Below are 17,575 nucleotides of genomic sequence, written 5' to 3'. Positions count from 1 at the left end.
CTTAATTACCGTACAGCTTCCTATAAGAATCGTAACGCTCCTCCAGAATGTTGTTCATCCTAGGATCTTCTTTAAGTGAGATAACCATCTTGTCCCACTCTTCAATCGTTTCCTTGCCCATAATGACTTTGATTTTCATATCTTGAATTTTTTTGGCTATTTCGGTCCAGTGCTGGGTCTCTGTTTCCGAGTTTACCCCAGACATATTGATGAATGTACCGACCTTTAGCCGCTCGTCTACTACTTTTTTGTCGCGTTCTGTCATCTCCATAGGAGAACCGCCTGCAGGAAGTACACGAGAATACTTGTCTACGAAGCTCCATATGCCGACAAGCTGTCCTCCTGGAATTTTTTTATACTCTTCATTCTGTGTTTTGATTCCACCTTCTACCGTATGATGAACACCTTCTAATCCATATTTGGCTAGATCCATCCCCTCTTTAGAAGCGCCGTAGTCGAAGAACTCCAATATCTTCTTCATTTTCGCTTCCGGTACTTTTTTGGATATGAGATAATTGCCGAAGAACCCGCCTTCCTTGTGGACAAAAGGCTTTCCTGTTGCAGGTGACGTAATCCATGGCAAGTGAATAATATCTGCGTTAGGGGACGTTTTGCGCAAAGTACTGATGGCATCCCAGATGGCAGCGGAATCCATTGATCTTGGCGCCATCCCGATCTGCCCTGCCTTCATCATGTCATAGACCTGAGTTTCCTTCATTACGGCAAAATCTGTAGCCAAAACGCCTTCCTTATAAGCCTTCTGCAGCCATAGAAGAGCGTCTCTCTCTGAAGGCTGGAAGTCGCGGAACTCCATCTTGCCATCCTTGATGAAGGTGCCATTCTGGTCTCCGGCGAAGACATCCTCAACGAAGGCTAACTTATCCATCCATCCTTCTCCTACACTCGCAGCAAAGCCGACCGTATCTTTTTTACCATTCCCATCCGGATCGTTCTCCGTAAAGGCTTTCAATACCGTATATAGTTCATCCATCGTCTTAGGTGTGCTAAGTCCCAGCTTATCCATCCAATCCTTACGAAGGGCAGGGAAGGCTACTCCGCCTGCTAACGGTCTTGGACGAGGGATTCCGTAGTTCTTCCCGTCGATCCTGGTATTATCCCAGCTCTCCTTAGGATACGTGTTCATCAGATTGGGATAATCCTTCAGATAAGGAGTGAGATCCCAGAAGGCCCCTTCTCGAATGGCCTGCATAACGACAGGATCATAGATCCAGGTTGTCAGCATAACGTCAGGAATATCTCCGGAAGCGATCGTTACCTTGAACTTATCCCCGTAGTTATTGGATGGAATGTACTTAATATTCAGCTTCGTATTCGTGCGCTTCTCCATCTCCAGTTCAATCGCGTTATCATCCTTCGGAGCCTCCGCTCCTGTGTTAATCGCCATTAAGCTAATCTCGGTTGGCCCAGCATCCTTAGAAGCTGTATGTTCCTTCTCCTCATTCGAGTTCCCGCTAGCACACCCGGATAATAGACTTGTGATTAGAACAGCTGTACCTATTGCAGCCTGTAACCCTTTTTTCATTTTCTTTTCCTCCCTTTTATATGGTTGAATCTATTGTGATCATCCCTTGACAGAGCCGAGCATGACACCCTTGGTGAAGTGCTTCTGCAGGAATGGGTACACCATTAAGATAGGTATGGTTGCAATGACGATAGCGGCCATCTTAATAATCTGCGGCGTAACCGTCTGATCCGCCGACATATTCGCAGCAACAGACGGATCCGCGATGCCGGTTGATGACTGGACAATCATACTCTGCAACAGAACCTGAAGTGGCCACTTCGTATCATCGGTTATATACAGTACGGCACTGAAGAATGTGTTCCAGTAGCCTACCGCGAAGAACAAGCCGAAGGTTGCCATAGCGGGCAGAGACAGCGGCAATATGATCTGGAAGAAGATCTTCAAGTCATTCGCACCATCCATATAAGCCGACTCTTCCAGGCTCTCTGGGATGTTCTCGAAGAAGGTCTTCAGCAGCAGGGCATTCCAGCCGCTTAGCATACCAGGAAGAATGATAGACCATAGACTATTCATTAATCCTAGCTCATTAATAATCAAGTAGTTAGGAATCATGCCCGGTTGGAATAGTATCGTAATAATCAGGGAAGTCGTAATAACCTTCCTCCCTACAAGCCTCTTCCTGGAGATCATATAACCAAATGCAGCCGTAACAATCAAGCTCAGGATAGTCCCCACAACAGCCAGATAGCCGCTGACTCCTAGAGAAGTGACAAATATTCTGCTGGAAAATATATATTGATACGCATCTAAGGTGAATTGCTTCGGAAACAGAATAATTCGGCTGCTTAAATATTCGCTGGAGTCGGTAAAGGAAACGACCATAATATAATAGAAAGGGAAAAGCGAGATTAGTCCTATGAAACCAAGCAGGATAAGATTAGAGTAACCGAAAAGCTTCTCGTTCCATGTTTCTTTCATACCTACACCTCTGCCATTCTTTTTTATTAAAAAATCTAAAAGAAACCATTCCCGCCATACCTCTTAGCAAGCTTATTAGCTCCCAGAACGAGGATCAATCCGATGATAGACTTGAACAGCCCGACTGCTGTCGTATAGCTGAACTCTCCCTGAAGCAGGCCGACTCGGTATACATAGGTGTCGAACACTTCTGCCACACTCGAGACGAGACTGTTCTTAAGCAAGTAGACTTGCTCGAAGCCTACGTCCATCATTCCACCTAATTGCAGAATTAATAGAATGACGATTACATTGCGGATCGCAGGCAGCGTAATATGCCACATCTGGCGCAGCCGTCCCGCTCCGTCCATTCTGGCCGCCTCATACTGCTGCGAGTCTACGCCCGAGATAGCCGCAAGGAATATGATTGTGCCCCATCCCGCTTCCTTCCATATACTCTGGCCCGTTAGGAACACCCAGAACAAGTTAGGTGTCGTCAGCCATTCTACTCTGGACAATCCGGTCTCAAGCAGGATCTTATTTACTAATCCTTCCCCTGTAGCAAAAAAAGAAAAGGTGAGTCCTGCTATAATGACCCAAGAGAGGAAATGTGGGAGATAGACAATTGATTGAATCGTTCTCTTGTAAGCTTCCTTCCGCACTTCATTAAGCATTAAGGACAAGATGATTGGAACCGGAAAGAAAAAGACCAACCCCATTAGATTAATGGCAAGTGTATTCCTCAGCAGCAAAGGAAAATCAGGGTTCGTGAATAATCGATGAAAATGATCGAAGCCTACCCACTCACTCATAGAGAATCCTAATATAGGCGAGTATTGCTTGAATGCAATCAGTACGCCCCACATAGGCAGGTATTTGAACATGGCCATAATGAGAAGACCCGGCAGCCCTAACATGAATAAGTATTTGTCCCGCACGAGCGCTTGCCTCAGCTTCTGTCCTCTCGAACGTGACGGCAGAGCGACTTGAACGGGGCTGCTCCGCTTTTTGCTTGTTTCTATCGTGCTCATCCCTTTAACCTCGCGATCCCAACGTGTATTTGTGTGAAGCCTGCTTCCTTGCCTTCTCAACATAAGCCCCCTCTCGTTTTGCAGCAATAGAATTGTTTTGATCTCCCCTTTTTTTGCGGTTTCCTCGCGTTTTAAGAGCCATTTCTCTTCTGTGCAAAAATGTTCTATACCGGAAAGGCCCTCCCTCAGGCTAAGAGCCTTGTTAAAAGGAATTTCACACGATATAGTCTTTCTATATCATCCTTAATTACTCTCAGATGGAGATGTTGTCCTTGCTGCAGCCGTTATTTAATAAGGTCACAGGTGTTATTAGCAATGTATTTTTTCAATCTTCTTTTTTCAGAAAAAACTTAACCCTTGTCTTGCTGACAGCTTGTCTGCCAACCATAGTGATCGGCCTAAGCTTGTACTCTGTCGGTGTAAGCCAGATTGAGAAGGAGGTTAATCGTTCTCATCAGAACCAGCTTAATCAATTGGCTGTACAGATCGATGAGCAATTATCACGCTTGGAGATGAGCCTCTCCCAGTGGGCTTATAACCCGTTATTCGGGGAGCAATTAATGAAGGTAGATCTTGGACAAGAGCTAGACCTGACCAGAGATATCTACAAGAATCTGACGATTATGACGGAGATGAATCCCTTGGTAGCGGACGTCTATCTGTATGTAGATACGTCCAGCAGATTGGTATCGAACAAAAAGGGGCTGTTCACCATTCATGACCCGGCTCAAAAAGATCGCTTCCATAAGCTTCTGGAACAGGATAAGGATCTGTATTGGACGAAGGACCTCTACGTAAGCGAGATTCCTTCCCTTACTCTTCCTTCCTTCCGCCATTCATTCAAGTATACGCTGGTCCATCAGCTGCCCGGGGTATTAGCGAACAAATATGGTGCCTTAATTGTTCAACTGGACGCGCAGGCTGTGAACCGCATGTTCGATGTCAGGGAAGGCTCCAACTCTTCCATTCTAGTGGATTCATCGGGAGAGCCGCTCATTCAGCACGACAATGACAACCCGCTCTATCGTCAATTACGTGAGGGCATCATGGACCGGTATTTGTCTAAGGGCTCAGGGGCTTACCCCTTAGTTCATGAGCAGACCAGATATTCCGTGTCTTACAGTACATTCTCCCGTCTAGGCATAGATTGGATATTAGCAACCGCTACAGATATATCAAGCATCTCCCGCCCTGTCATCGTAATGTCCCGTTGGATTATATCGGTAAGCGTATTAGTTGTTATTCTGGCTGTAGGTCTATCCTGGATAGCCTCTCGCAGAATGTACCGCCCGATTGCCAGACTCATGGGAACGGTTGGCCACAAGGACTCATCCATCGGTTACCATACTGGAGATGAACTTAGCTTCATTGAGAGACAGTGGAATACCTTGTCGCTGGAGAGCCGTATTCTTCAGAATCGAGTGAAGGAACAGCTCCCAACCCTAAGGGACGGCTTCATGCTTCAGTTGGTACAGGGACATCTGTATTATCTAAGCGAATCAGAGCTTCGAGAGAGGATGAGCTATTACGGCTGGGACATTCATGGCCAGAGGTATATCGTCATGGTCATTCAGCTTATGGGGTTAACGAAGGAAGATGGGAAGTTCCGAGAATCAGATGAACAGCTGGTTACTTTTGCCGCTGCTAATATCGTGAATGAGCTCGTTCAGATGCGTCTGGGGCAAGCTCATGTCATTAATTTCCACGATCTGTCCATCGGTATCCTATCGACTATGCCCGACAGCTTATCCGGTCTCGAAGCTAAGAAGGAGCTCATTAGTGTATCGAATAAGATCTCCTCTACCTTAAGCCATATCCTTAAGCTGGATGCTACCATATGTATTGGACAGCCGATTCTTGAGATGAAGCAGATCCCTGACATTACAGAGGCTACTCGCCGCACCCTGCAGTACCGCAAGCTTGGTGAATCCAATCAAGTCATTGATATGGACACGCTAGTAGCGAATGGATCCTATAAGTTCCATTATCCATTCGAAGCCGAGAAGAGTCTTATTCATGCCATCCGAATGGGGCAAGAAGAGGAAGCGCTGTCCAGCCTAGACCTATTCATCCAGGAAGTAGAGCGCCATGTGGAGGTTGAGCTGTATGTGCAGCAAGCCATGTACCAACTATTAGGAAGTGTCCACCATTCTCTCCTCTCAGCAGGCTTCCCTATCTTCGCCTTGCATGAGGGAGAGAATCTATACGCAGAGCTGTCCGAGCTTAGGCTGACAATGGATATGAGACGGTGGTTCAAGGTCAAGATCATCGCACCTTATGTGTTGGAGATTAATACGTTCTATGATACACAGCTTAAGCAATCGGTACAGCAGGTTATTCGACTGATTGGACAGAATTATATGAAGGATCTGTCTCTCGAGGATTATTGTGATCAGGTCGGGGTGACCAGCATCTCTACCATGAGCAGAGCCTTCAAGGAGACGACAGGTACGAATTATGTAGATTACCTGACGCAGTTCCGTGTAGAGAGATCCAAGGAGCTGCTAATGAGAACCGACATGAAGATTGTAGAGGTAGCTGAGAGCGTAGGCTATCAGCATTCTTATTACAATCGTGTGTTCAAGAGATACGAAGGGGTTACGCCCTCCCAATACCGAATCGATCACAAATCAAAGTGACGAGCGGGTTGAGCGATAAAAGGGCAGCCTATTCTTCATACAATCTGCAATCTCAACGGCTTGCAGCCCCGACAGAATGTCATCGGCAGACTTAGTGCCCTGTCGTACATGCTCAAAAAAGCTTCTGTTCTCCTCGTAGAATCCATTCGTCTCGAACAGAGCCATTCCGACGTTCAATTCCAGGCCAGAGATTCTGGTCTGGATCTCGCCTGACTTAAGGTGGACAAGTTCACCTTGATTATCATAGCCATTCCATATGGGGCTGTTCAGCAGGAACATATGGTCGTTGGCATGAACGACGGCTCTCTCGATTACGGCGCCGGAGCAGGGACAGAAGTGAATTCGTGCGAGGATTCCATTATCGAACTGGCAGTCCAGATAGTAATTAGCAACACGCTCTCCGAACTGGGGAAGCTCTTGATAAGTGAATCTAATCTCCCGATAGCTTGAACCTGCAATATGCCTTACCGCATCAATCCCATGAATCGCTGTCGTCTCGAACGTGCTCTCGGTTCGGCCATAACGGTAGAACTCATATATAATGCTCTGTACCTCGCTAGGAGCATGGTTACGAATCTCATCCTTAAGTCTCTTGAGGAGTGGCATATGTCTTCGGTTGAATGCAACTCCGTTAATGACTCTCGCCATCGCAGCGACCGCCGCCATCTCTAAGGTGTCCTGAGGATGAAGTCCAGGGGGCTTCTCCATGAGAACCGGATAGCCTCTCTGCATGACCGCAATCGCTGTTGACTTAATCAAGTGTTCAGGCACGACGATACAGACCACGTCCGGCTTCTCCTCCTCGAGCATCACTTCTATATTTGTATACGAGCGTTCGAATCCGAATTGTTGTTGAAAAGCCTGTGCTCTCTGTTCATCAAGGTCACAGCAAGCCGCTAAAATGGTATCTTCTACTTCCCCAGCGTACTTCATGTAGGAGGGACCATGTACTAAGGCAGCATGATTCCCGCAGCCTACCGTGCAAATTTTCAAGCTCATCTTCAATATCACTCCTCTCATCTGCTACATTAGAGTCATCCGATTGTACTTATCCACCGTAATCTCACCCGTCAGCTTGCCGCCTCTGATCCACCTCTCCATATCTTCAATGACCGTCTGCCCGAGCCGAGACTTCCAATAGCCCGAATAGGCGGCAATATGCGGGAAGCACCACACATTAGGAAGCCGTCGCAGAGGACTAGTAAGATTAAGCGGTTCCGTGTCGAACACGTCGAGCATGGCCCTAATACGACCTGTGCCAAGAGTAGCGGCCAGCGCATGCTCATCAATAATTGGGCCTCTTGCCGTATTAATCAACAGCGCCCCATTCTGAATAAGGTCCAGCTCCCTCTGGCCAATCATGCCTCTTGAAGTAGAAGTTAGTGTATTGTGCAGGGAGATAATATGGGATCTCTCTAACAGCTCATCGAGATGGGAACATAGATGCAGGCCAAGGGAAGCCGCCTCTGCTTCGCTGCAGTGATTGGAATACAGCAGAATCTGTGGTTCATACGGCTGCAGCAGGCGAATGACTTCCCTAGCTATATCGCCATAACCGATCAGTCCAATCGTCTGCCTATACAGTCCAGGCACATATTCCGTGTCATTGTCGGCCCATCCCCCTTCGGTGAATGTCCGATTGTAGGACAGCAGCTGATAGGAGCCGGCCGCCATCATCGCTACCGTTCCTTCCGCCGTAGCGCGTGACAAGGCGCTGTTCGCATTAACTATCGTAATTCCCTTCATGAATAGGCTGGGATCAACATAAGGGACTACAGTGCCTGCAGCGTGTCCTATGAATTTGAGCTTCGGGGCCTTCTCCACAAGCTCAGCCGTTAATCGCGGGGAACCCCATGATGTTAGGCAAGCATCGAAGTCATGGAGGACGTCAGCCAGCGGCAAGCCATGAAGCTCACCTCTGTGATCCAACCAGTGGACCTCCGACCATTGCGCCAGCTTCTCCAACGCTTCTGTGCGGAATATTAGTTTTTTCAACTTTGGATTAGTTACTGTAATCAATGTCTTCATTTCATGCAATCTCCTTGCTTCGCAATTTGATGATTCCACTCCACCTTATGTGTTGCTGCAGTTAACGGCAATAAGACATTTTTGTACAGATGAATCTGCTCTGCACTCCTTAGTAGCAGCCCTCTTACAAAAAAGTGCTATATCTGCTGCACGATTCGCGATACGTTGTGAACAATCTAGTAAACACAAGTGCTGAAGGCATACAACGAATAATGGCTGCTCTCCCTAGGGGAGGCAGCCATTTCGTGTAAGTGCGTTCATCTCCTATTACCGATCTGGATACAACACAACCTTAATCGCTTCATTCATATGGTTCACGCAGAGGTCAAGGCCGTACTCCAGCTCGCTGAAGTCGATCTCATGTGTCACGAAGGCATCGAAGTTAATCTTGCCTTCAGCCACCTTATCCACTGCGAATTGGAAGGCCTTCAGCTCATCCGCTTGGGATCCATATACCTGGTTCAGTGTATGGGCGAAGGTTGCTTCCTTGCGAAGCAGCAGTCTCGGGTTGAGCCGGTGATTGTTCTCGATTCCCTTCGCATCTACGAACAATCCTGTTATTCTACCTCTCTGCCTAAGCGCCTTGATCGCCATATCGAATGCATCACGCTCTGAACTGCGATCCTCGGATATACACATCACGACCACATCGGCACCCTTGCCGCCCGTTGCGTCCTTAACAGCTTGAACGATCTCATCCGTCGTCATCTCCGCGCGGTTATAGGCAGCATCTGCTCCAATCTCCAGAGACTTCTTCACACGGAAGGCATGGACATCAACCGTTAATACTTGATGTGCGGTCAACTTGGCTGTTGCCGCCGCCGTTAACCCTAGCGGGCCTTGACCGACTATTAGAACAGTCTCATGCGGCTTAATCTGTGCTGGATGTACAGCTGACACATAGGCACCATGGAACATCTCAACCAGGGAACGTATCCGAACGGGAATAGACTCAGGCACTCTTACCCATAGATCATCTGTTGGTCTAACTACCGTATATTCACAGAAGGCCCCACGCGGGGTGTAGAGCGCAATAATCTCACCAAGCTGAATGTCTGTTACATCTGAACCAACCTGAATGACTTCCCCAGCCACCTCATGGCCAAGAACCTGCGGATAGAAATCATGGTAGCCGTCGAAGTCACCGTGATAGATATGATTATCGGTAGCATTGCAGATGGAGGCGACTTGCACCTTGAGCAGCACTTCGTCGCTCTTAATGGATGGCACTTCCACTTCTTGTACTCTAAGTACTCCTGGTTGTTCTAGTATAGCTGCCTTCATTGTCATAATCCCCTCTCAATTGGTTCGTTCGTATATAGGATGTTGGTCTTAGTAGAAGTATCCGCGTTCTCTCACATAAGCCGTCTCTGTCGCGAAGTAATGCTGAGCAAGCTCCGGCTTCGTGTGAGGCTCAATGACACAATATCCCTCATAGCCGTCTCTCTTCAGCCTTGCTAATACGCCGTCTATGTTCACGACACCCTCTGGGAGCGGCGGATAATAGATATGGTTAGGTGCCAAGGCGCCTGTCATGACAGATCCCTTGCTCAGCTCGGAATGCCCCAGCTCCGGACGATACACACAGCCATTCTTCAGATGAACATAGGCGATATGCGGCTTCAGCAGATCATAAGCATACGGGAAGCCTTCCTCTGCCGCATGATAATAATTCGTCGGATCGTAGTTCGTCTTGAAGCTGGGGGATGAGATCGCTTCAATAATGGAGAGCATTCCCTCAGGCGTTCTAGTAGCGTCGTGGGCCTCATTCTCCAGACAGAGCACAATGCCCAGCTTCTCTGCCAGCTGAACAGCCGGCATAACAGCCCGCTTAATTCTAGCCAGGTCTGGCATAATAGCTAGGGACAAGTTATAACAATAATGGTTCACTAGCTTCGTCCCCAGCGTCTCTGCCACTTCAACAGCACGAACTAGAGCGGCAGCATACCTGTCCAGATCGGCTGAGATCTCCGAGTGGAAGGCAGCAGACATAGATACACCGCTTACGGTGAAGCCATATTGATCTAACACCCTCTTAGCTGCCAGCGCATCGCGTCCTTCATAAGCATCTGCGCATACGTTCTCTTCCAATGCAGGTACGTTGCCTGGCCAGATCTCAATGGCATTCACTCCATAGCTGCTCATAATCTTCAGAATCTCTTCCAGCGAATGAGTCCCTGCAAGCACCTGACCTGATAAGGCTAACTTCATGATGACATCTCTCCTGACGATATATCGACTAATATCTTCATATACTTATCCGGATGATTAATGACCAATTCTAGTCCTTCTGCTACTTGATCCAGAGGTACCCTGCTGCTAATTAGAGGAGCAAGCCTCAGCTTGCCTTGAACCGCGTAATCTACTGCCTTCTGAAGGTACTGCCTGACCAGCTGGATATCGTTAACCGGTCCTCTCATGGTTACTTGCTTGCGCTGCAGGTGGAAGATATCGAGCTGCCTGCCTCTGCGAGGATGGCCGTAGGATATAATAGTTCCGCCATCTCGCAACACCGCAATTCCATCATCCAATGTTGGTGACTCTGGGAGTATGTCATCTGCATAAGCATCAATGACAATGTCCATCTCGCCGAACTGCTCAATAACTTCCTTACTCACCGACCGAATCGCATTATTGAATGTACCGTCACATCCCAGCTCCAGACCCAGTTGCCGGCGATACTCATACAGGTCCCATCCAATAACTGTGCTTGCCCCTGCCTGCTTCGCCAGCTGTGACATGATGACACCGCTTGGTCCTAGGCCGATAATAAGCACCCGATCACCGGGGTTAATTCTCGCAGCTTCGACAGCACGGATGGCAGCTCCAGCGAGCTCGAACAACGGCCCCTCATCGTTGCTAATCCTGCTCGGAAGCTTAACCATCGCCACATCGTCTGGAGCGACAGCGACATACTCAGCGAACGCGCCTACGGTGAACCACCAGGCTACACGATCTCCTACTTCATAGCCGGTCACCTCGCTGCCGCAAGCTGTAATCACTCCGTAAGCCTCATGGCCGAATACAATCGGGAAGTCCGTCCAATGCGCACCTGCCATAATGGCTGGATCTGATCCATTGCAGATACAAGAGGTGATTAGCTTAATTAATACCTGCTTGTCACCGCATTCCGGCATTGGTATATCCTCCAGCTTAAGCACACCTGGCTGGTGTAAGACTTGTGCTTTCATTGCTGTGCACCTCACTGTAATGATTTGTATTAATCCATTGTGTTATATTTAATAATAGATCCTGATAAGGGTAACTAAAATGAATTATTCATTTTTCATTTTGCATTTTTGCTTTGCAAACTATTGCAAACTGCTGCAAGGGAGAGAAATTCAGATGTCATCCTTCATCCAAGTATCCTTAATCGGAATAAATACCCCTCATCAGCCAGAATTCGTCGTAGACCGGCCTGCTGGAGAAGGCTGCTACGTCCTTATGTGCTTCTCCACCCCGTTCTTCGCCCGAACCTTGAACGGAATGGAGCACGGACAGCCGGGAGACTGCTTGCTTCATGACCCCAGCTTCCCGCAGCATCACGGCACATTAGCCCACATGAGCGAAGGCTTCCGCAATGATTGGGTACACCTCCAAGGCCCCAGTATTAGAGAGTTGGCCGAGCAATACGGCATAGCACTTAACTGCCTTATTCGAACGGGAGAGAAGCATCTGCTGTCGTCAAGCTTCAGAGAGATTGAGAACGAACTCGCGATGAAGAAGCCTTATTGGGAGCAGAAGGTCCAGCTCGCTATACATGACGTGCTGTGCACAATAGGCCGTCAACAGAGGCTGGTCATCCAGCTGGAGCAATATACCACATCCGAGAGACAATTCCATATCAAGTTCATTGAGGCTCGAATGTGCATACATGAAGCATTCGCAGAGGACTGGACGGTTCAGCGAATGGCCAATCTGGTCAACCTGAGTGAAGAGAGATTCTCCGTTCTCTATCAGACGTTCTTCCGTACCAGCCCCAAGGAGGATCTCATCTCGAAGAGACTCGAGGAAGCAAAAATTAGGCTAATTAACAGTAATGACAGCATTGAGAGCATTAGTCTGGAGTGCGGCTTCAACAGCCTCTACTATTTCTCAAGATTATTTAAGAAGCGTGTTGGCTCTCCGCCCGGATATTACCGAAGCAGACGAATATAGCTCACTAATATCTGCATAACGACTAGCAGCTCTGTCCATCCCTATACGGGGAGGACAGAGCTGCTTCAACCATTTACATTATTTCGATTGCGTTTTTAGGAACTCCTCAATTTGACGGTTTTTCTCTGCAATGACTTTGTCGGATCCTGCTTTTTTCAACTTTTCATTGAATTCAGCCAAGTACTTGTCAACATCCAGTACACCGCCGCTCAAGCCGTCGATATATTCCTTCCAGATTGCGGCAATAGCAGCTTCTTCGTTTTTGACCGGCTCAGCATTGAAGCTGAATCCGATAATTGGAGTAGGCTTTGCTGCTTCATTGAACTTCTTGAACTCTTCCCACTTATTCGGATTCTCTTGTTCGAAGAGATAGCTTAGGAATTGATTACCGATCTGCCATGCATTTCCTGGATTGTATCCGACATCTTTTCCCGTTTTACCGTCCGGGTACTTAATGACGTTGTCAGATACCTTCACATAGTGTACACCTTCAACCCCGTACGCCAGCAGATTAACGATACGAGCATCGGTATGCATCAAGTTCAATAGCATCATCGCCCGCTCAGGATCCTCAGATGTTTTGGAGATGGCGAGCATGGAATTGTTAAGATCACCAGCAGCAATGTATGGAGCGTCTTCCAGTGCAATCTGAATCCATGGCTCAGTCTTGCCGATGGAGAACTCTTCCGCCTTCCCTGGCTTCAGCTGTTGTTGAACAACCGCCACTTCACCGTTATTAATCTGTGTAGACATATCCGTGTTCGTTCCTGGATCAGGCTGGAATAGATTGAGCTTGTTCCATTTCACCATCAGCTTGAAGTGTTCTTTTATTTCCGGTTGTTCGAACAGATTAACTACTTTCGTGCTTCCGTCTTTTGGCAGACGGCCTTGGCTGGAGTTTTGGCCAACAAGCTCATACGGATATGCCGATACCCAATTGCTAGAAGCATTGAATGGAATCATGCTTGGGTTATCCTGTTTGATTTTCACGAGGAATGGTTCAAGATCAGCTAACGTTTTTACGGTGTCTTCATTAATTCCGTACTTTTCAGCGATGTCTTTTTGGACAAGGAAGCCTTGCTGGGAAGCCATCTCCTTCTGAGTAGGAATGGCATAGTTTACTCCGTTAATCGCTGTACCTGTCAGCATTAGCGGATCGATGCTGTCCGTTATGCCCTTGCCGTACGTTTCAAGCAGCTTGCTGTCCGGACCATTCAGCGCGTGGAAGGCGCCCTTGGCTACATCTGCTGCGAATCCGCCCCAGCCTGCTGTGAACATGAGATCGAATGGTTCGCCGGAAGCCATCATCAGGTTCATTTTTTGAGGGTAGTCGTTCCAGCCAAGGTGATTCACCTTAACGGTAGCATTAATCGCCTCTTTAGTAATTTTGTTGATCTCGTCCTCAACTAACTTCATATCTTTCTGTGTAGCCGGACCTTCGAAGTAGATGGACAATTCCCTTGGCTTCAGCTTGGATGCGTCGGAAGCTTCGTTGTTAGCCGCTTCCGTATTGCCCTCATTACCCGTTCCTGTGTTGGTCGTGTTGCTGCCATTGTTGCTGTTGCCGCAGGCAGACAGGAACATCGTTGCCGCCAGCATGATTGCCAGCACCATGTTAAGCTTTTTACCTTTTCTCATCTTGCTGAACCCTCCTAATATTAGTGCTATCTATACTACCTAGTCATAGAACTAGAGGCAGCCTGGGCTATGCCATGCTTGTTGCTCGGTTATCCCTTCACGGAGCCTACGGTAAGTCCCTTAACGAAGTACTTCTGAATGAACGGATAGACGAAGACGATCGGACCAATTCCGATAACAGCTATTGCCATACGTACCGTCTGTGTTGGCAGCGCCGCAAGTATTCCATCCGTGGCTACCTGGTTGGCAAGGCCTGAATTCAGATAGTTAATATTGCTGATGACCCGATAGAGCAGATACTGAATGTTCACCAGTGACTCCTGATTAATATAGATTAAGCTAAGATACCAGTCATTCCAATATCGGAGCATCTGGAACAAGCCAATCGTTGCCATGACAGGCAGTGATAACGGAAGTACAATCTGCCAGTAGATGCGAAGCTCACCTGCCCCATCAATCTTAGCTGATTCAATAAGCGCATGCGGTATCGTTGAACCGAAGAAGGTCCGCATGATGATCAGATTAAAAGGAATGACGAGGTAAGGAATGAGCAGCGCGAACAGCGTATCCTTGAGGCCAGCTTGTGCATAGATGAGGTACCAAGGCACAAGTCCGCCGTTGAACAGCATCGTGAAGAAGACGAAGAATAAGAATTGATTGCGATACGGGAAGTCTGGCCTCGATACCGGGTAAGCGAATAAGGAAGTGACGACCAAGCTTGATGCCGTCCCTATTGCTGTAATCAGGAACGAGATCCAGTATCCATTCAGAATCTTCTTGTAGTCGTAGAACAAGTACTCATAAGCGTATAAGGATAATTCCTTGGGGAAGAACTGATATCCCGCCTGGCTAATATAGACCTCATCCGAGATCGACACCGCAAGTACCAAGAACATGGGCAGAATACAGGCTAGACTTAACAGAGCTAGTATAGCGATTAATATATATTGTGCGTATCTTGGCATATCATTCGGTCCGACCGTCTTCACTCTAATTCTTGAAGACTTGGCTGTCTGTATGGTCTGTTCCATTCTAATCTCCCCTTCTAGAAGAGCGCATTCTCTTTATTTACGCGCCTCACGATCGTATTTACAGTAAGGACAAGCACGAATCCGACAACGGCTTGATAGAAGCCTGCTGCAGCTGACATGCCGACGTTCCCGTTAAGCAGGAAGTTCCGGTACACGAATGTATCAATTACTTCTGTCGTTGACAAGATAGAGCCGGAATTAAGCGTCGCTTGATAGAATAAGCCGAAGTCCGCGTTGAAAATATTACTAACCTGCAGCAGGGTCATAATCGTAACGACCGGTATCATCATCGGAATCGTAATGTGAAGAATCTGCTTCCACTTCGATGCTCCGTCAATAACAGCAGCTTCATAATATTCTGTATCAATAGAGACGATCGAGGCCAAGAAGACGACAGCAAAGTATCCTATTCCCTTCCATATGTTCACAATCGGAAGAATGAACGGCCATTTATCAGGCGAGGAGTACCAAGATATCTTATCTATACCGAACCAATCTAGCACCGTTGAGTTCAGAATGCCCAGCTCCCCTAGGAAAGCGTACAGCAGGTAGCTTACCGCTACATAGGACAGAAAGTACGGAAATAAAAAGGTGCTCTGGAAGAAGGACTTAAGAAACTTGCGCTTCACCTCATTCAAGGCGATGGCTAGTATCATCGCCCCGAACGTTACGCTCACGATGAATACCGTATTATAAGCAATCGTATTCCGCGTTGCCGTCCAGGCAACCTCCGTCTCGAATAGATACCTGAAGTTCTCGAAGCCCGACCAGGCGCTCCCCCAGATTCCGTCGGTGAATCTGTAGTTCTTGAAGGCAAGGACCACTCCGAACATCGGCAGATAATTGTTGAAGATTACAATGACTAACGCCGGCAGCATCATTAGGAACAGCATGCGATGCCTGATGATGTTGGTTGCATGATTAGACAGCGTTCTCATCATCCACTCACCACTTTCTCTCTATGTTTTATACTCCTAATTGTACTGGCTTTGTCGAAAATGAAAATCAAGCATCTTATTGTTAGCACAACTATCTTATGGTGTTGTGAAGCTAATCCTAAAATAACGAAAAAACCTTCTCGGTCATGACGAGCATGACCGAGAAGGTTATTGTGCATCTTTAAAATCGCTAATTAAAGGATGCAGAGGATCAAACTGCGGTTTCTTGTAGTCCTCTAGCCTAATCTGATTATAGCGAACAGCGGTACGCAAGATTAGATTCATTCGCCCCGTCTCATTCTCAAGCGTCTCCTTCACTGGCAGCTTGCCCATTACTATCTCTTGATAGGCTTGATTGCGGCTGTTCCAGGTTACTTCGTTAGAGATGGACGGCATTCGATTGCGGCTGTTCAACAGAATCGGCTGTGCTGGATAATAGGATTCCAGCTTGCTTGGCTTGAAGGACGCAAACTGCTTGCTTGTCGTTGAAGGCACAGGGTTGCGCAATTGTTCATAGGCCGGATAATAAGCTCCGCGATTATATAAGTGTCTAATGGTCTTGCTCTGATGAAGGAATGTCCAGAACTTGATTGCTTCTTCCTTGACCTCGCTGCTATTGTTGACGCCAATCATCGGCTCCGGCACCAGCATTAATGCTCCCTTGCCCTTAGAGTCTCCATCAACTGCAGGCGGCATAGCCACCCCCCAATCTAGTGACATTCCAAGCTCGTTCTCCAGCTTATACACATCCGAGCTGGTAGCGAACATCATCCCTACGTTCCCCTTAGCGAATTGTGTAAGAGCCGTATCATACTTCAGCGATAATTCACCAGGGAGCATGGCACCGCTAGCCTTCATCTGAAGCATTGTATCCAGCCATGGCTTAACGCTTGTTATATTATACTCACCCTTCTTGTAATCAAAGGTAGTAATTCCGCTGTACGTCAACGGAATCTCCATCCCATGATTATAACCTAACCAGTTCTCATCAAGCGGCCATGCGAAGCCATACTTCTGATAACCTAGGTTGCCCTCGCTGATCACTTGGGCATAGCGTGCCAGCTCGTCAAGTGTCTTGGGAGGATTATCGGGGTCAAGCCCTGAAGACTGGAATAGATACTTGTTGAAAATTAGCCGAAGACTGGTCACACCATTGGGTATGCTGTACAGTTGCTCATTGTAGCTCCCATAGTGTTTATCCCAATTGGTCAAGGAAGGCAGGCCTGCGGCCTCATTAATCGTTGAGGTTAGGTCCGTCAGCCAGTTCTTGAATACATAGGTCGTCTTCCATTCTTCCTGGAAGGAGAATAGATCGGGTGCTGACCCTGCGATAAGCTCCATATTAAGCACTCGAGTATAATCATCCTTGGGGATATCTAGCAGTTGAACCTGGATACGATCCTTGTTCTCCGAGTTGTACTGCTCAATCAGCTTCTCCATCTCTGCCTTGCTTCCATAAGTTTGGTAGGCGAAGGTTATAATTCTCCCTCCAGCACTAGAGTCATTGTTGTACGGTTCTCCTCGAGTTAACAGGTCGGTGCTGCTGCATCCGGAAGCGGTGAGAAGGAGCATCATGACTAACTTGAAAAACATATACGTATTAAGCGGTTTCAATATAATCCCTCTTTGCTATATAATGATCGTAGCTTCTGAATCCGGACAGTAAGGG

Annotated in this window: 14 protein-coding genes; 2 read left to right on the top strand and 12 right to left on the bottom strand. The window is 47.6% G+C overall.

Annotation, left to right across the window (positions count from 1 at the left end):
- Window position 1: 1 nt before the first annotated feature.
- Genes ACFO9Q_RS07715 through ACFO9Q_RS07705 form a run of 3 tightly spaced genes read right to left on the bottom strand, consistent with a single transcriptional unit; the run spans window position 2 to window position 3,474 of the window.
- Window positions 2-1,543 (bottom strand): extracellular solute-binding protein, encoded by a 1,542-nt coding sequence (locus ACFO9Q_RS07715; protein WP_379180394.1) that lies wholly within the window; start codon window positions 1,541-1,543, stop codon window positions 2-4.
- A gap of 39 nt (window positions 1,544-1,582) precedes the next feature.
- Window positions 1,583-2,464: a carbohydrate ABC transporter permease gene (locus ACFO9Q_RS07710; protein ID WP_379180392.1), complete on the bottom strand. Its 882-nt coding sequence runs from the start codon at window positions 2,462-2,464 to the stop codon at window positions 1,583-1,585.
- Between the two features lie 35 nt (window positions 2,465-2,499).
- On the bottom strand, window positions 2,500-3,474 hold the full coding sequence (locus ACFO9Q_RS07705; protein WP_379180390.1) for an ABC transporter permease: 975 nt from the start codon (window positions 3,472-3,474) through the stop codon (window positions 2,500-2,502).
- Between the two features lie 263 nt (window positions 3,475-3,737).
- On the opposite strand from ACFO9Q_RS07705, the gene ACFO9Q_RS07700 reads away from it, so the two are divergent.
- Window positions 3,738-6,113: a helix-turn-helix domain-containing protein gene (locus ACFO9Q_RS07700; RefSeq protein ID WP_417621216.1), complete on the top strand. Its 2,376-nt coding sequence runs from the start codon at window positions 3,738-3,740 to the stop codon at window positions 6,111-6,113.
- On the opposite strand, the gene ACFO9Q_RS07695 is transcribed toward ACFO9Q_RS07700, so the two are convergent.
- The 5 genes from ACFO9Q_RS07695 to ACFO9Q_RS07675 all read right to left on the bottom strand — a co-directional run bounded on the left by ACFO9Q_RS07695 (window position 6,105) and on the right by ACFO9Q_RS07675 (window position 11,332).
- Window positions 6,105-7,112 (bottom strand): Gfo/Idh/MocA family protein, encoded by a 1,008-nt coding sequence (locus tag ACFO9Q_RS07695; RefSeq protein ID WP_379180386.1) that lies wholly within the window; start codon window positions 7,110-7,112, stop codon window positions 6,105-6,107. The genes ACFO9Q_RS07700 and ACFO9Q_RS07695 overlap by 9 nt on opposite strands.
- 24 nt (window positions 7,113-7,136) lie before the next feature.
- The gene (locus ACFO9Q_RS07690; RefSeq protein ID WP_379180384.1) at window positions 7,137-8,141 is read right to left on the bottom strand and encodes a hydroxyacid dehydrogenase; all 1,005 of its coding nucleotides are present in this window, start codon (window positions 8,139-8,141) and stop codon (window positions 7,137-7,139) included.
- Between the two features lie 267 nt (window positions 8,142-8,408).
- Window positions 8,409-9,425: a zinc-dependent alcohol dehydrogenase gene (locus ACFO9Q_RS07685; RefSeq protein WP_379180382.1), complete on the bottom strand. Its 1,017-nt coding sequence runs from the start codon at window positions 9,423-9,425 to the stop codon at window positions 8,409-8,411.
- A 48-nt stretch (window positions 9,426-9,473) separates the two neighbouring features.
- A complete protein-coding gene (locus ACFO9Q_RS07680; protein WP_379180380.1) occupies window positions 9,474-10,352 on the bottom strand; it encodes a sugar phosphate isomerase/epimerase family protein in 879 nt (292 codons plus the stop codon).
- Complete coding sequence (locus ACFO9Q_RS07675; RefSeq protein WP_379180378.1) at window positions 10,349-11,332, bottom strand: zinc-dependent alcohol dehydrogenase; 984 nt, start codon at window positions 11,330-11,332, stop codon at window positions 10,349-10,351. Before ACFO9Q_RS07675 ends, ACFO9Q_RS07680 begins: the two co-directional genes overlap by 4 nt.
- A gap of 154 nt (window positions 11,333-11,486) precedes the next feature.
- Between ACFO9Q_RS07675 and ACFO9Q_RS07670 the strand changes: the two genes are divergently transcribed.
- Entirely contained in the window at window positions 11,487-12,299 is an 813-nt protein-coding gene (locus ACFO9Q_RS07670) for a helix-turn-helix transcriptional regulator (RefSeq protein WP_379180376.1), read from the top strand.
- Window positions 12,300-12,377: 78 nt separating this feature from the next.
- Here ACFO9Q_RS07670 and ACFO9Q_RS07665 read toward each other — a convergent pair whose 3' ends face one another.
- The 4 genes from ACFO9Q_RS07665 to ACFO9Q_RS07650 all read right to left on the bottom strand — a co-directional run bounded on the left by ACFO9Q_RS07665 (window position 12,378) and on the right by ACFO9Q_RS07650 (window position 17,520).
- Window positions 12,378-13,937, bottom strand: coding sequence for an ABC transporter substrate-binding protein (locus ACFO9Q_RS07665; RefSeq protein WP_379180374.1), 1,560 nt, complete (start codon window positions 13,935-13,937; stop codon window positions 12,378-12,380).
- 89 nt (window positions 13,938-14,026) lie between these two features.
- Window positions 14,027-14,968, bottom strand: a complete 942-nt coding sequence (locus ACFO9Q_RS07660; RefSeq protein ID WP_379180372.1) for a carbohydrate ABC transporter permease — start codon at window positions 14,966-14,968, stop codon at window positions 14,027-14,029.
- Window positions 14,969-14,982: 14 nt separating this feature from the next.
- The gene (locus tag ACFO9Q_RS07655; RefSeq protein WP_379180370.1) at window positions 14,983-15,909 is read right to left on the bottom strand and encodes an ABC transporter permease; all 927 of its coding nucleotides are present in this window, start codon (window positions 15,907-15,909) and stop codon (window positions 14,983-14,985) included.
- 165 nt (window positions 15,910-16,074) lie between these two features.
- Window positions 16,075-17,520 (bottom strand): ABC transporter substrate-binding protein, encoded by a 1,446-nt coding sequence (locus ACFO9Q_RS07650; RefSeq protein ID WP_379180368.1) that lies wholly within the window; start codon window positions 17,518-17,520, stop codon window positions 16,075-16,077.
- Window positions 17,521-17,575: the final 55 nt, after the last annotated feature.

It is taken from the genome of Paenibacillus sp. GCM10023252 (assembly GCF_042653305.1).
In the GTDB taxonomy this organism is placed as follows: domain Bacteria; phylum Bacillota; class Bacilli; order Paenibacillales; family Paenibacillaceae; genus Pristimantibacillus.
The sequence above is the reverse complement of the archived record's forward strand: the minus strand, read 5'-3'. Positions and strand labels throughout refer to the sequence as shown.

Excerpts from the sequence above, each read along its gene's own strand:
- ACFO9Q_RS07715 (WP_379180394.1), bottom strand. The coding sequence starts at position 1,543 with ATGAAAAAAGGGTTACAGGCTGCAATAGGTACAGCTGTTCTAATCACA.
- ACFO9Q_RS07710 (WP_379180392.1), bottom strand. The coding sequence starts at position 2,464 with ATGAAAGAAACATGGAACGAGAAGCTTTTCGGTTACTCTAATCTTATC.
- ACFO9Q_RS07705 (WP_379180390.1), bottom strand. The coding sequence starts at position 3,474 with ATGAGCACGATAGAAACAAGCAAAAAGCGGAGCAGCCCCGTTCAAGTC.
- ACFO9Q_RS07700 (WP_417621216.1), top strand. The coding sequence starts at position 3,738 with ATGTTGTCCTTGCTGCAGCCGTTATTTAATAAGGTCACAGGTGTTATT.
- ACFO9Q_RS07695 (WP_379180386.1), bottom strand. The coding sequence starts at position 7,112 with ATGAGCTTGAAAATTTGCACGGTAGGCTGCGGGAATCATGCTGCCTTA.
- ACFO9Q_RS07690 (WP_379180384.1), bottom strand. The coding sequence starts at position 8,141 with ATGAAGACATTGATTACAGTAACTAATCCAAAGTTGAAAAAACTAATA.
- ACFO9Q_RS07685 (WP_379180382.1), bottom strand. The coding sequence starts at position 9,425 with ATGAAGGCAGCTATACTAGAACAACCAGGAGTACTTAGAGTACAAGAA.
- ACFO9Q_RS07680 (WP_379180380.1), bottom strand. The coding sequence starts at position 10,352 with ATGAAGTTAGCCTTATCAGGTCAGGTGCTTGCAGGGACTCATTCGCTG.
- ACFO9Q_RS07675 (WP_379180378.1), bottom strand. The coding sequence starts at position 11,332 with ATGAAAGCACAAGTCTTACACCAGCCAGGTGTGCTTAAGCTGGAGGAT.
- ACFO9Q_RS07670 (WP_379180376.1), top strand. The coding sequence starts at position 11,487 with ATGTCATCCTTCATCCAAGTATCCTTAATCGGAATAAATACCCCTCAT.
- ACFO9Q_RS07665 (WP_379180374.1), bottom strand. The coding sequence starts at position 13,937 with ATGAGAAAAGGTAAAAAGCTTAACATGGTGCTGGCAATCATGCTGGCG.
- ACFO9Q_RS07660 (WP_379180372.1), bottom strand. The coding sequence starts at position 14,968 with ATGGAACAGACCATACAGACAGCCAAGTCTTCAAGAATTAGAGTGAAG.
- ACFO9Q_RS07655 (WP_379180370.1), bottom strand. The coding sequence starts at position 15,909 with ATGATGAGAACGCTGTCTAATCATGCAACCAACATCATCAGGCATCGC.